This window comes from Aminobacter niigataensis (assembly GCF_014200015.1).
GTDB classification, from domain to species: Bacteria; Pseudomonadota; Alphaproteobacteria; order Rhizobiales; family Rhizobiaceae; genus Aminobacter; species Aminobacter niigataensis.
This window is the reverse complement of sequence record NZ_JACHOT010000004.1, coordinates 431,619-445,207: the sequence shown is the minus strand read 5'-3', so window position 1 is coordinate 445,207 and position 13,589 is coordinate 431,619. Positions and strand designations below refer to the sequence as shown.

The 13,589-nt window shown below is 65.3% G+C and carries 9 protein-coding genes; 4 read left to right on the top strand and 5 right to left on the bottom strand.

What is annotated here, in order from left to right:
* Both GGQ99_RS17360 and torT read right to left on the bottom strand, forming a co-directional pair.
* Positions 1-746: DUF1989 domain-containing protein (locus GGQ99_RS17360; protein WP_246389620.1), on the bottom strand; the 746-nt coding region annotated here is incomplete at its 3' end.
* 133 nt (positions 747-879) lie between these two features.
* The gene (gene torT, locus GGQ99_RS17355; RefSeq protein WP_246389619.1) at positions 880-1,962 is read right to left on the bottom strand and encodes a TMAO reductase system periplasmic protein TorT; all 1,083 of its coding nucleotides are present in this window, start codon (positions 1,960-1,962) and stop codon (positions 880-882) included.
* A 53-nt stretch (positions 1,963-2,015) separates the two neighbouring features.
* On the opposite strand from torT, the gene torS reads away from it, so the two are divergent.
* The gene (gene torS / locus GGQ99_RS17350) at positions 2,016-4,934 is read left to right on the top strand and encodes a TMAO reductase system sensor histidine kinase/response regulator TorS (protein WP_183263474.1); all 2,919 of its coding nucleotides are present in this window, start codon (positions 2,016-2,018) and stop codon (positions 4,932-4,934) included.
* A 15-nt stretch (positions 4,935-4,949) separates the two neighbouring features.
* Here the strand turns inward: torS and torR are convergent, their stop codons facing one another.
* Positions 4,950-5,684, bottom strand: a complete 735-nt coding sequence (gene torR / locus GGQ99_RS17345) for a two-component system response regulator TorR (protein WP_183263473.1) — start codon at positions 5,682-5,684, stop codon at positions 4,950-4,952.
* 212 nt (positions 5,685-5,896) lie between these two features.
* On the opposite strand from torR, the gene GGQ99_RS17340 reads away from it, so the two are divergent.
* The 3 genes from GGQ99_RS17340 to GGQ99_RS17330 all read left to right on the top strand — a co-directional run bounded on the left by GGQ99_RS17340 (position 5,897) and on the right by GGQ99_RS17330 (position 9,941).
* A complete protein-coding gene (locus GGQ99_RS17340) occupies positions 5,897-6,823 on the top strand; it encodes an ABC transporter substrate-binding protein (protein WP_108606345.1) in 927 nt (308 codons plus the stop codon).
* Between the two features lie 104 nt (positions 6,824-6,927).
* Positions 6,928-7,956 carry a quaternary amine ABC transporter ATP-binding protein gene (locus tag GGQ99_RS17335; protein WP_183263472.1) on the top strand — a complete coding sequence of 343 codons (1,029 nt, stop codon included), beginning with the start codon at positions 6,928-6,930 and terminating at the stop codon, positions 7,954-7,956.
* Entirely contained in the window at positions 7,953-9,941 is a 1,989-nt protein-coding gene (locus tag GGQ99_RS17330) for an ABC transporter permease (protein WP_210307919.1), read from the top strand. The genes GGQ99_RS17335 and GGQ99_RS17330 overlap by 4 nt, the downstream gene beginning before the upstream one ends.
* Positions 9,942-9,983: 42 nt before the next feature.
* Here the strand turns inward: GGQ99_RS17330 and GGQ99_RS17325 are convergent, their stop codons facing one another.
* Both GGQ99_RS17325 and GGQ99_RS17320 read right to left on the bottom strand, forming a co-directional pair.
* Positions 9,984-10,442, bottom strand: a complete 459-nt coding sequence (locus GGQ99_RS17325; protein WP_183263471.1) for a TetR/AcrR family transcriptional regulator — start codon at positions 10,440-10,442, stop codon at positions 9,984-9,986.
* Entirely contained in the window at positions 10,439-13,582 is a 3,144-nt protein-coding gene (locus GGQ99_RS17320; protein WP_183263470.1) for an efflux RND transporter permease subunit, read from the bottom strand. Before GGQ99_RS17320 ends, GGQ99_RS17325 begins: the two co-directional genes overlap by 4 nt.
* Positions 13,583-13,589 lie beyond the last annotated feature (7 nt).

Sequence of the window (13,589 nt, the reverse complement as noted above, 5' to 3'; positions counted from 1 at the left end):
CCCATCAGCGAGCGGGTGGCGGTGACGTCGAGGGCAAGGTCGCGGCCCTTGTCGAGCTTGCGCGCCGAAAAGCACTGGAAGTCGGTGCACTGGCGGCCGTCGACGTCGATGATCTGGATGTAGTCGCCGGCCTTGACGAAGAAGGACTCGGCCGTCTTCGACTTGACCCTGAGGTCGAGCAGCGGATCGGCGAGCGGATCGGGCAGGTCGGACTTGCCGGCGGGCCTGATCGTCGCGCGCTTGATCATCACCGCAAGCGGCGTCGAGGTGTCATGGCTGTCGATCGCCATCGCCGCACCGGGGGCTGCGACCACCAGCGTGCCCGGACGGGTGACGGTGAAGCTCTCTTCGGTGCCTGCAGCGGTCGCACCATCGAAGAAGCGCACGGCCTCGACACGGCCGAGTTCGAGCTTGCGCCGCGCCAGCCCGGCGCGGAACGCCTGCAGGCTGCCGTCGCCGTCGACCAGAAGCGCCTTAAGCCCGGCAGCATCGCTGTTCGAGCGTGTGCCCAGGATGCCCGGATCGGCCTTGCCGGCGGCATCGAAAGCCACCAGCTCGCAAGGCTGGCCGCCCTCGAGGTTGCGCACCGTCACGCGGTCGCCGGCCTCGATCTCGATCAGCGCCGCACCCAAGCCCGGCACATGGTAACGCTCCATGCCCGGCAACAGCAGCCCGGGCTGCAGGATGAGACTCGGCCGCGGCGGGCCGGAGGTCACGGCGGGGTAGTTTTTACCTGTCGTAGCCATCACCGCTCTCCTCGCAGCAATCGTGAGATCCTGAACGTCAGGCTACCTGCAGGCTGTGAACCAGTCCGCCGAGATACGTGAAAATCGGCGGCGCTTATGTGAAAAATTGTAACCGGACAGCGGTCACGCCGCCTCACTGGACCTGGAAGGTCGGCTTGAACCAGGCCGGCGCCAGGCTTCGCTCGAGATCGAGCGACTGCACGTTGGTCCGGTCGACAATCTCGACCGGCGGCCCGACATGGCGATAACGCAGCGTGCCTTCGATCGCCCGGATGGCCTGGTCAATGGCGATGCGGCCCTGCAGCGGCGGCGAGTCGGTCGGCGCGGCCACGACCTTGCCCCGGTTGATTTCCCGGAAGGTGCCATGGGTGAAATAGTCTGCCAGGATCCTCACCTGGTTTGCCCGCCCCTGGGCCCTGAGGATGCTGACTGCGGCGTCCGCCGTCGGCGCGCTGCCGACGATGTAGTCGATATTGGGCTGCGTCTCGAGCAGTTCCTCGATCAAAAGCAGCTGGATCTCCACGCCGGTGTCGCCCCATTTGACGGCGGCGATTTCGGCCGAACTCTGCTTCAGCGCGCCGCGGAAACCGGCCTCGACGAACTTGACCCAGCCGGCCCCCTTGGGCCCGGGAAACCACGCCACCCTGACAGGCATGGTGCCGGCGGGATGAAGGCGGGCGAGATAGGCGCCGATCGACCGCCCCATCTCCTCCCACGAAACGCCCGACTTGGCCGTGATGCCGGCGCCGTCGATGTCATTGACCGAGGCGATGACCGGGATGCGACGGGCGATCTCCTTGATCGTCGGCGTCAGCCCTTCATAGGACACGGTCCCGACGATCAAGGCGTCGGCGGTGGCGCTGCAGGTCCTGATCTGTTCGATCTGGCGGTCGAGATTGGGATACCCGCCAGCTTCGACGACGGTCAGTTTCACGCCGGCCGAGCGCGCCTGCTCGACCATGCCGTAGTTGACGCTGACCCAGTAGGAATCCTTGAGATGCGGATAGGAGGCGCAGATGCGCCAGGCTTTCGCGGCCTTCGCCACCGGCTGGTAGTCGATCGCCGTCGCCGGCCGGGAATAACCGAACGGCTCCTCCCACGCATTGAGCTTCCATGTGCCCGCAGCATCCTCGGCCGTGGCTGGATGACCGCCAACGAGCGCCAGCAAGGCGGCAACAAGGAAGCTCGAGCGATCAAGACGTGCCGGCAATTTCATCGGCGCAAGCTAGACAGCTTACGTCGGCAGCGCAAACCATGGTTATATGGACCATGCTTCATCGTTTCGGTATCGGCGGAAGGCTGTTCCTCGCCTTCCTGTGCATCACGGGATTGTCGTTGTCGTCGGGCATCGCCAGCTGGCTGATCCTGCGCAACATCGCCGACGCCCAAGCCGTGGTTAACGCACAGGCGCTTCCCGCGGTGGCGGCAACCCAGCACACCGCCGAACTGAGCGCCAAGCTGATTGCCACCGCCCCGGCCCTTGCGGCCGTGCGTTCGCCCGACGAATTGCTGGCCGAGCAAGGCAAGCTCTCTGAGCTGTCGCAGCAACTCGTCAAGTCGCTGACCGAAGTTAGGCGGCTATCGATCGATCCCAAGCTCGTCGAGGAGTTTGCCGGCTCGGTCGAAAAGATGCTCGCCAACCTCAAGGAGAACAACGAACTGGTGCGCCAGCGGTTGGACGAGGACAAGGCCTATCGCGAAGGCGCCGAGGCTGCGGCAACAGCTGCCCAGTCGATCCTGCTGCTTTCCGAGACGCTGATTTCCAACGCGTCCGCCGGTGCCTCGGCTGTGACGGCCAATCTGTACGGACTGATCGGCGATCCCGCGCGCCGCGAAGACGCCTACACCGCCGTCGACCGGTTGATCGAGCACGACATCTACCTGATGGAGCGCATGTATGAGCTGCGCCACCGCAGCGCCCAGGTAAGCCTTTTGATCAACCGGCTTGGCCGGGCAGAGTCGCGCTCCGAGATCAGCGAGATCAGCGGCATCTTCCAGGACCACATGAAAGTCATCCGGCGCCGGATCCTGAGCATCGACGATCCGGTGCGGCGCAAGCAGGGCGTCGCCTTCTTCGGCGCCATCGAGGCCGCCGCCGGCGAGGTGCCGGTGTCGGGCTCGATCTTCGGCCGCCGCCAGCAGGTCATCGACCTGGCCGGCAGGCTCGACGCCATGGCCCAGGCAAATCGCGATCTTGCCGTGACCCAGAACCAGGTCGCCCGGGACATTCTCGACCGCTCCGACGAGTTCGCCAGGACGACGGCCGACCGCGCCGACGACGCCGTCCGCATCGGCGTCATCGTGCTCGTCGTGACCCTGCTCGGCGCCATCCTGGCTTCGGGCGCGATCGTCTGGCTCTATGTCGAGCGCAACCTTGTCCGCCGTTTGAGCAGCCTGTCGCGCGCCATGCAGCGGCTGACGGCAGGCGACCTCGATGTCACCGTGACCGACACCGGCGACGACGAACTGCGCACCATGGCCGTCGCCGTCAACCAGTTCCGCGACGAGTCGCGCCGGCGCCTCGAACTGGAGCAGGACCGCGAACGCATCACCGACGAGCTCAGGCGCCACCGCGAAGAACTCCAGCAACTCGTCGAGGAGCAAACCGAGCAGATCAGGCAGGTCAACACCCGCCTGCGCCAGGAGGCGATCGACCACGACCAAGCGCGGGCGCGGGCCGAGCAGGCAAGCAGCGCCAAGTCCGCGTTCCTCGCCACCATGAGCCACGAGATCCGGACGCCGATGACGGGAATGCTCGGCATGATGCGCCTGCTCGCCGACACCAGGCTCGGCCCGAGGCAACGCGAGCACCTGTCGGTCGCGGCGAATTCCGGCGAGGCGCTGCTCGGCATCCTCAACGCCATCCTCGACTACTCCAAGGTCGAGTCGGGCAATGTCGCCGTCGAGAAGGTCGACTTCGACCTGTCGAAGCTGGTTACCGGCGTCGTCGCCTTCATGCGCCCGATGGCGACGGAAAAGGGCCTCGACCTTTGGCTCGAAATCGACCCGAAGCTGGCCCCTGCCTTTACCGCCGACGCCGGCAAGATCCGCCAGGTCCTGTTCAACCTGGTCAGCAACGCGATCAAGTTCACCGAGCACGGCCATGTCCGGGTCAAGGTGACGCTCGCCGCCAGCGCCAGGCAGGCGCAGACCGTGCGGCTCGCCGTTTCGGACTCCGGCATCGGTATTTCGCCGGAACGGCAGGATGACATCTTCCAGGCCTTCACCCAGATGGACGCCTCCATCACTCGCCGTTTCGGCGGCACCGGACTGGGCCTGGCGATCAGCCGCGAATACGCCCGGCTCATGGGTGCCGATCTCTCGGTCAGTTCGCGCCAGGGCGCAGGCAGCATCTTCACGCTCGAGATGCCGTTACAGAAGGCCGCGCTCGAAGCCGGCCTTCCCGCCGTCAGGAGCCGCCGTACGCGCAAGGCCGCGGCCTCGCCGCGGCACATACTGCTCGTCGAGGACGACGACGCCACCAGGCTAGTCTCGACCACGCTGCTGTCCCAGGCCGGCCACCATGTGAAGGCGGTGAGTTCGGGCTACCTTGCCCTGGAAGCCATTGCCGACTTCAAGCCCGAGATCGTGGTGATGGACGTCAGCCTGCCCGGCATAGACGGCATCGAGACGATGAAACGGCTGCGCACCGCGCTGTCGGCGCCCGACCTGCCCGTCATTGCGATGTCGGCGCATGTGTTCAAGTCCGATATCGACCGCTACCTCGATTCAGGCGTCGATGCCTTCGTGGCAAAACCCATCGTCCACGAGCATCTGCTCGATGCGGTGGCAGCACTGGCCAAGCGCCCGGCCGCAACCCGTCAGCCCATCGTCGCGCTCGACGTTGCGGCCTGCCAGGCCGATCTCGACGCGCTCGGCGCCGAGACGGTGCAGCGGCTGCATCGCATCGCCCACGACAGCCTGCCCGGACGTTTTAGGTCCATGCACGATGCCCTGGAAACCGGCGATCGCAAGACCCTCGGCGATCTCGCCCACGCGACGCGAAGCTCGGCCGGTTCGCTCGGATTTCCGCGCCTGCTGCAGGCTGCCGAAGCGCTCGAAGCGGCTGCGGCCGATGAGCCCGTCGCCGGGCTGAGGCGCATGGTCAAGGATTGCGAGGCAGCCTTTGCCGAAGGCACACGGCAATGGCAAAAGATGCTGGAGGCCGACCCGGCGCATTCGGCCTGAGGGCCGACCCGGCCCTCAGAAACTGGCCGAGCCGCGCACCGCCTGGTTCACGTCGGGCGCGAAGAAATAACCTTCGCCATGGGCGGTGACGATGATGCGCGGCGTGCGCGGATTGTCGTTCAGCTTCTGCCGCAACCTTCGCACCAGCACGTCGACGGTGCGATCGCTGGCGTCCCATTCGCGCCGTGAAATCTCGTGCAGCAGGCGCTCGCGCGACAGCACCTGCCCGGGGTTGGCGGTCAGCACCGACAGCAGCTTGAACTCGGCGCCGGTCAGCTCGACGAAGGTGCCGTCGGCCGCCTGCAGCGTGCGTCGCGCCACTTCCAGCGTCCAGCCGTAGAAATGGCGCGTGCCCGAGGCAGCGGGCGGCAGCCGCCCCTTGCCGACGCGGCGCAGCAGGCCCTTGACCCGGGCCAGCAGTTCGCGATGTTCCACCGGCTTGGTGACATAGTCGTCGGCACCGATCTCGAGACCGACGATGCGGTCGACCGTGTCGGTCCGGCCGGTGACCAGGATGATTCCGACGTCAGACCGTTCGCGCTGCTCGCGGGTCAGCTTGAGGCCGTCCTCGCCGGGCAGGTTGATGTCGATCATCAGCAGGTCCGCCGGATGCCTGCCCATGATGGCGCGCATCTGCTCGCCGTCGCCGGCCTCGCTGACCTTGTAGCCCTCGGCCAGGAAATAGCCGGCGAGCTTCGCCCGGGTGACCGGGTCGTCCTCAACGATCACGATGTGGTGCTGAACCCGCATGCCATCTTATCCTCCCAAGCCTCGATTAACATCTTTTCACAAGTCAGACCACGACTTTTACACCCCGCCCGACACCGGTTCACTTCTCACCGCTATGTTTGCTGGGCTGGAGTGGAAACAGGTCCATAGAGACCGACCTCCGCATCCCGTGGGAACGATCGCAACACAAAGGAAAGGGAGGTTCAATGAGGAATTTCACGAAGTCCGCAAGTATGGCCACGATTTTGGCTTTCGCTACGGGCACGGCATTTGCCGAGGATTCCACCGACGCCATCAAGATCCCGACGCACAACTGGTCGAGCCAGATCGTTGGCGCCCACATCGTCGGCAAGCTGCTCGAAAAGGGCGGCGCCAAGGTCGAGTACGTTTCCGCCGACAGCCAGGTCGTCTACACCGCGCTTTGCGAGGGCGACGTCAGCCTCGTGCATGAAGTCTGGGAAGGCGCCTTCGGCGTCGCTTTCCAGAAGGTGGTCAAGGAAGGCTGCGTCGTCGATGCCGCCACCCACGACGCCAAGACGCGCGAGGAATGGTGGTATCCCACCTATGTCGAGGAAGTCTGTCCCGGCCTGCCCGCATGGGAAGCGCTGAACGCTTGCGCCGACAAGTTCGCCACCGCCGAGACCTCGCCGAAAGGCCGCTTCCTCGGCGGTCCGGTCGACTGGCTCAAGCATGACTCCGAGCGCGTCGAAGCCCTTGCCATGAATTTCGAGGTCGTCAACGCCGGTTCGGCCGCAGCGCTTTGGGCCGAGCTCGACTCCGCCGTCAAGCGCAAGGAGCCGATCGTCCTGTTCAACTGGACGCCGAACTTCGTCGAAGCGCTTTATGACGGCAAGTTCGTCGAGTTTCCGGCCTTCGACCCCAAGTGCAAGGACGATCCGGCCTGGGGCAGCAACAAGGACCTGAGCTACGACTGCGGCAACCCGAAGGACGGCTACCTCAAGATCGCCGCCTGGAAGGAATTCCCGACCAAGTGGCCCAAGGCCTACGCTATCTTGCAGAAGATCAACTTCTCCAACATGGATATCGCGGTGCAGGCGAAGCTTGCCGACATCGACAACATGGAGCCCGAGCAGGCCGCCGACAAATGGCTGGCCGACAACGAGGCTCGCTGGAAGGCCTGGCTGGGTTCCGCCAGCTAACCCTGCACTAAACGACATCGCGCGGTGAAAGTGGCGCCTGCACAAGCAGGCGCCACCTCGCTCCTGCACATCCATCGGCCACCTTGGCGAGAGGCAAACTCGACATGACCGAAGCAAAAATCGCATGCCGCAATCTCTGGAAGCTCTACGGCGCCGACCCCGCCGGCTTCCTGCGCCGCCACGGCGGCAACCCCTCGATCGAAACCATCAGGGCCGAAGGTTACGTCCCCGCCGTCCGCGACGTTTCCTTTGAGGTCATGCCCGGCGAAATCCTTGTCGTCATGGGCCTGTCGGGCTCGGGCAAGTCGACCCTGCTGCGCTGCCTCGCCCGCCTGATCGAGCCGACCTCTGGCGAGGTCATGTTCGAAGGCCGCGACATCCTCGCCGCTTCCGAGCGCGAGCTGATCGAGCTTAGGCGCCACAAGATGGGCATGGTCTTCCAGCACTTCGCCCTGCTGCCCCACCGCACCGTGCTCGACAACGTCGCCTTCCCGCTCCAGGTCCGCGGCACCGATCGCCAGAAGCGCGAGGCCAGGGCCCGCGAAGTGATCGAACTCGTCGGGCTTAAGGGCCGCGAGGCCTATTATCCGCGCGAACTCTCAGGCGGCCAGCAGCAGCGTGTCGGCATCGCCCGCTCGCTCGCCGTCGGCCCCGACGTCTGGTTCCTCGACGAGCCCTTCTCGGCGCTCGACCCGCTCATTCGCCGCGAGATGCAGGACGAGTTCCTGCGCCTGCAGAAGATGCTCAACAAGACGATCGTCTTCATCACCCACGATTTCGACGAGGCGATCCGCGTCGCCGACCGCATCGCCATCATGAAGGATGGCGTCGTCGAGCAGCTCGGCACGGCGGAAGAGCTGGTGACCTGCCCGGCCACGCCCTACGTCGCCGAATTCACCCGCAACGTCTCCCACGACCGCCTGCTCTCAGTGCGATCGATCATGGCGCCGGCATCCGCCCGCGCGCCTGATGCGGCAGCGGTGCAGGTCGAGGCGCTTCTGGCAAGCGTCGCCCGCCAGGTGCTCTCGTCGGAACGCCCGGTCGACGTCGTCGACGACGGCGGCGCACTCGTCGGCACGCTCAGCCGCGACAGCCTGATCGATGCGCTCTACGGCAAGGAACAGTGCGCATGAATGCCGCGACCCTGACCCGCGCCACCGAGATGGAGCCGCAAAAACCCCTGGCATCTCTGGCGAAGCCGCTGCTCGTCGTGCTGCCCTTCCTCATCCTGCTGCTCGCGGCCTCGCTTCTCCCGGCCTGGGCCGTGCAGGTGCCCAAGGGTTGGACGATCCCCTTCGTCGACTGGGCGAACACGCTGATCGGACACATGCGCGACGACGCCATCTTCGGGCTGTTTTCGTTCCGAGACCTGACGCGCGCAATCGCCGAACTCATCACCTGGCCGCTGGCCTTCGTCGAAGGCTTGCTGGTTTCGGGCTTTCCGAAGATCGGCCTGGCGGCGATGCCATGGGTCATGACCGCGGGGCTGTCGGGAGTGCTCGGCTGTTATCTCAAAGACTGGCGCCTCGGCCTGCTCTCCGCCGGATGCGTCGCCTATATGGCGATCTTCGGCAAGTGGGAGCTGTCGATGATCACCCTTTCGGTGGTGCTTGTCGCGGCCCCCATCGCCGGTCTCATCGGTTTCGGCATCGGCATTCTCGCAGTGAAGAAACAGTGGTTCGAAGCGCTCATCGTGCCGCTGCTCAACGTCCTGCAGTCGCTGCCGCATTTTTCCTACCTGATCCCGATCGCTGTGTTCATCGGCGTCGGCCACAAGGCCGGCACGATCGCCACAGTCATCTTCGCCATTCCGCCCATGGCGCGGCTCACCATCCTTGGCCTCAAAGGTGTCGCCGAAGAGGTTCGCGAGGCCGGCAAGATGGCCGGCTGCACGCGTTTCCAGACACTGTGGATGGTCGAGATCCCCTCTGCCCGCCAGCCGCTGCTGGTCGGCGTCAACCAGGTCATCATGCAGTGCCTGGCGATGGTGGTCATCGCCTCCTTCGTCGGCGCCCGCGGCCTCGGACACGACCTCCTGTTCCGGCTCCAGGCGCTGAAGATCGGCCAGGCGCTGGAAAGCGGCGTGGCCATCGTTTTGATGGCGATCACGCTCGACCAGCTGAGCCGGGCCGCCGCCTACAAGGAGCCGTCCCGCAGAGAGGACGACGCCACCTTCCTGCAGCGTTACCCGTTCCTCGGCGCATCGGCGCTGGTCGTCGTCGTTTCGCTCCTGCTGGCTTCCATCACGCCTTATGCCCAAGCCTGGCCTGCGGATCTCGCACTCAGCACCGCACCCTTCTGGGACGCGCTGGTCGACTGGGTCACCGTCACCTTCTACGAGCCGCTGCAATATGTCCGCAACGCCATGCTGCTCTATGTGCTGATCCCCGTGCGAGACCTGTTCCAGAGCATTCCCTGGACAGCGATGGTCGCGCTCGTCGCAGCTGCAGGCTGGTCGCTCGGCGGCCTGCGGCTCGCACTCACCGTTTCCGGCTTCGTGCTGTTCATCGCCTTCGCCGGCTACTGGGAGCGGTCGCTGATCACCGCCTACATGGTGACGGTCGCCGTGCTGATCTGCATCCTGGTCGGCCTGCCGATCGGCATCTGGGCATCGCGCAGCGAGCGCCGCACCAGCATCGTCAAACTGCTGTGCGACACCTTCCAGACCTTCCCGTCCTTCATCTACCTGATCCCCGTCATCATGCTGTTCAAGGTCGGCGACGTCGCGGCGATTTCGGCGATCATCATCTACGCCATGATCCCGATCGTCCGTTACACCATCTTCGGGCTACGCAACGTGCCGTCCGAAATCGTCGAGGCCGGCATCACCTCGGGTTGCACCAGGCGTCAGCTGCTGTGGAACATCCGCATGCCGCTCGCCTTCCCCGAGATCATGCTCGGCATCAACCAGACGATCATGTTCGCGCTGTTCATGGTCATCATCGCCGCATTCATCGGCACCAAGGACATCGGCCAGGAGATCTTCAAGGCGCTGACCTTCAACGATGCCGGCAAGGGTCTGGTGCTCGGTCTCTGCGTCGCCTTCATGGGCCTCACCGCCGATCAGCTGATCACCGCCTGGGCGACACGGCGGAAGCAGCGGCTCGGCCTGGCCTAGAAACGTGCCCGGCGGGCGTTTGCGCCTCCGCCGGGCATCGCCTCAACGCTCGCGCAGCACAAGCCGGTTGGCAAAGCCGCACGTCAATGCCAGCTGCGTTGTCCGCTGCCCGCTGCCCGCAGGCCCCTTGCACCGGATGTCGAACCTCGAGTTGATCGTCTCGAGCAGCGCCGTGTCTTCGGCCGCCGCGACCAATGCCGCGACAGCCAGGGGGTCGACGTCAGTGAGCCCGTCGCCGCCTCGTTCCCTCAGGCTCCCGTCACCGGCTGCATCGGCATAATGCTTCAGCATCGCCCGGATCAGGTCGCCCTTGGTCGAGAAGTGATGGAGCAGCCCGCCCTTGCTGATGCCGGCCTGTCGGGCAACGGCATCCAGGGTGACCTTGCCGAAGCCGTTTTCCAGCGCGACGCAAACGGCCGCATGAAACAGGCGCTCCTTCTGTTCGAGGCGGCGCTCAAGCGCTGTCCGGTTGTTCGCCGGCTGGCTTGCGGAACCGTTCATTCCGCCGGAACCTGAGCCTCGGACGCATCCGCGCCTTCCCGCGTTTCAGCCTTCCCACGCCGCGTCAGCTTCATGACGGCGACGAAGAAGACCGGCACGAAGAACACGGCAAGCACGGTCGCCGAGATCATGCCGCCCAGCACGCCCGTGCCGATGGCATTCTGGCTGGCGGCACTGGCGCCGGTGGCGATGGCCATCGGCACGACGCCCAGGCTGAAGGCCAACGACGTCATGATGATCGGCCGGAAGCGCAGCTTGGCCGCCTCCACCGTGGCGTCAAGGAGCGACATCCCTTCCTTGCGCAGGTCCTTGGCGAACTCGATGATCAGGATCGCATTCTTGGCCGACAGCCCGATGATGGCGATAAGGCCGACCTTGAAGTAGACGTCGTTCGGCATGCCCATGACCATCACCGCCAACACCGAGCCCAGCACGCCCAGCGGCACGACGAGGATCACCGACACCGGGATCGTCCAGCTCTCATAGAGTGCCGCCAGGAGCAGGAACACGAACAGGATGCTGAGCACGATCAGGGCGGGCGCCTGCGAGCCGGACTGGATTTCCTGCAGTGACTGCCCGGTCCATTCATAACCGAAGCCGGCCGGCAGCTGGTCCGCCAGGCGCTCCATCTCGGTGATCGCCGCACCCGAGGAATGTCCCGGTGCCGCCTGGCCGCTGATGCGCACCGCCGGATAGCCGTTGTAGCCGACGACCTGTGCCGCACCCTTCTGCCATTCGACGGCGGCGAAGGAAGACAGCGGCACCATACCGCCATGGGCGTTGCGCACGTTGAGGTTCAGCAGGTCCTCGGTCTGCATCCGCCGCCCGGCATCCGACTGCACCGTCACGCGCTGCATCCTGCCGGCATTCGGGAAGTCGTTGACATAGGCCGAGCCCAGGTTGGCCGAGATCGTCGAATTGATGTCGGCGAAGGTGACGCCGAACGTGTTCGCCTTCTCGCGGTCGATCAACAGGTTGGCCTGGGCGGCATCGGGCATGCCTTCGATGCGCAGGCCGGTGATGACCTCGCTCTTCGCCGCAGCCGCCATCAACTGATCGCGCGCGGCGGCCAGCGCCACCTGTCCGCGGCCCGACCGGTCCTGCAGGCGGAACGTGAAGCCGTTGGAGGTGCCGAGGCCCTGGATCGGCGGCGGCGACAGCGCGAACGACACGGCGTCCTTCATCTGGAACAGCGCCCGGTTCGCGCGGCCGGCAATGGCGGCGGCCGAGTTGTCGTCGTCACGCTCGCTCCAGTCGTCCAGTGTCACGAAGGCCAGGCCGGCGTTCTGGCCGGCACCCGAGAAGCTGAAGCCGTTGACCACCACCATGCGGTCAACCGCCTCCTCGCCCATGAAGATCGACTCGACATTCTCGGCGATCGCCCGGGTGCGGTTGCTGCTCGATTCCGGCGGGCCCTGGATGTCGACGATCAGGAAGCCCTGGTCTTCGTTGGGCAGGAATGACGTCGGCAGCTGGATGAACGACCAGCCGAGGCCCACCAGCAGCGCTAGGTAGATGACCATGAAGCGGCCCGTGCGCTTGACGATCCATCCGACGCTGGAGGTGTAGCTGCGCGTCGTCCGATCGAAGCCGCGGTTGAACCAGCCGAAGAAGCCCTTCTTCTCGTGATGGCCCTTGGCGACCGGCTTCAGGAAGCTGGCGCAGAGCGCCGGCGTGAGCGACAGCGCCAGGAAACCCGAGAACAGGATCGACACCACCATCGTCAGGCTGAACTGCCGGTAGATGACGCCGACGGCCCCCGGGAAGAACGCCATCGGCACGAACACCGCCGTAAGCACCAGCGTGATGCCGATGATCGCGCCGGAGATCTGCTTCATCGCCTTGCGTGTCGCCTCCCGTGGCGACAGCCCCTCTTCGGCCATGATGCGCTCGACATTCTCGACCACGACGATGGCATCGTCGACCAGGATGCCGATCGCCAGCACCATCGCAAACATCGTCAGCACGTTGATCGAGAAGCCCGTAGCCAGCATCACCGCACAGGTGCCGAGAAGCGCCACCGGCACCACTAGGGTCGGGATGACCGTGTAGCGGAAATTCTGCAGGAACAGGAACATCACCGCGAAGACGAGCAGGATCGCTTCGACGAGGGTCGTGATCACCTTCTCGATCGAAACCTTCACGAACGGCGAGGTGTCGTAAGGGATCGCGTATTCCAGGCCCTCCGGGAAATAACGCGAGAGCTCCTCCATCTGCGCCCGGACCGCTTCCGACGTCGCCAGTGCATTGCCCGTGGGCGACAGCTGCACGGCGATCGCCGCGCTCGGATTGCCGTTCAATCTGGTCGAGAAGTTATAGTTTTCCGCGCCGACCTCGATGCGCGCCACGTCGGACAGCCGCACCGACGAACCGTCGGGATTTGCGCGCAGCACGATCGAGCCGAACTCTTCGGCGGAGGTGAGCTGGCCCTTCACCAGCACGGTGGCCGAGATCTGCTGCGTGATCGGGTTCGGGTCGGCGCCGATGCGGCCCGCGGCAACCTGCGCGTTCTGGGAACGGATCGCGTTGGTGATGTCGTCCGACGTCAGGTTCAGGCCGACCATCTTGTCGGGATCGATCCAGATGCGCATGGCGCGCTGAGTCGCAAACAGCTGCGCCCGGCCGACGCCGTCGATGCGGCGGATTTCGCTGAGCACGTTGCGGCTCAGATAGTCGCCGAGGCCGACGACGTCGAGCGAGCCGTCCGTCGAAGTCAGCGCCACCATCATCAGGAAGCCGCTTCCGGCCTCCTCGATGCGGATACCGACCTGCTTGACCACCTGCGGCAGCCGCGGCTCTACGCGGCGAACCGCGTTCTGGATGTCGATCGAGGCCTGGCCGCTGTCGGTGCCCGGTGCAAAGGTCGCGGTGATGGTGACCATGCCGGAGGAATCAGACGTCGATTCGAAATAGAGCAGGCCGGGGACGCCGTTCAGTTCTTCCTCGATAGGCCGGGTGACGCTCTGGTAGATGTCTTCGGGCGCGGCACCGGCATAGGTGGCGCTGATCGAGACCTGTGGCGGCGCCACGTTCGGATATTGCGCGACCGGCAGGAACGGGATGGCGATGGCGCCGGCGAGCATGATGAAGATCGCCACGACCCATGCGAAGATGGGTCGATCGATGAAAAACTGGGGCATCTCTGAT

Bases quoted from the DNA above. Each gene is read 5' to 3' on its own strand.
- torT (WP_246389619.1), bottom strand. From the start codon at position 1,962: ATGAAATTGCCGGCACGTCTTGATCGCTCGAGCTTCCTTGTTGCCGCC.
- torS (WP_183263474.1), top strand. From the start codon at position 2,016: ATGCTTCATCGTTTCGGTATCGGCGGAAGGCTGTTCCTCGCCTTCCTG.
- torR (WP_183263473.1), bottom strand. From the start codon at position 5,684: ATGCGGGTTCAGCACCACATCGTGATCGTTGAGGACGACCCGGTCACC.
- GGQ99_RS17340 (WP_108606345.1), top strand. From the start codon at position 5,897: ATGGCCACGATTTTGGCTTTCGCTACGGGCACGGCATTTGCCGAGGAT.
- GGQ99_RS17335 (WP_183263472.1), top strand. From the start codon at position 6,928: ATGACCGAAGCAAAAATCGCATGCCGCAATCTCTGGAAGCTCTACGGC.
- GGQ99_RS17330 (WP_210307919.1), top strand. From the start codon at position 7,953: ATGAATGCCGCGACCCTGACCCGCGCCACCGAGATGGAGCCGCAAAAA.
- GGQ99_RS17325 (WP_183263471.1), bottom strand. From the start codon at position 10,442: ATGAACGGTTCCGCAAGCCAGCCGGCGAACAACCGGACAGCGCTTGAG.
- GGQ99_RS17320 (WP_183263470.1), bottom strand. From the start codon at position 13,582: ATGCCCCAGTTTTTCATCGATCGACCCATCTTCGCATGGGTCGTGGCG.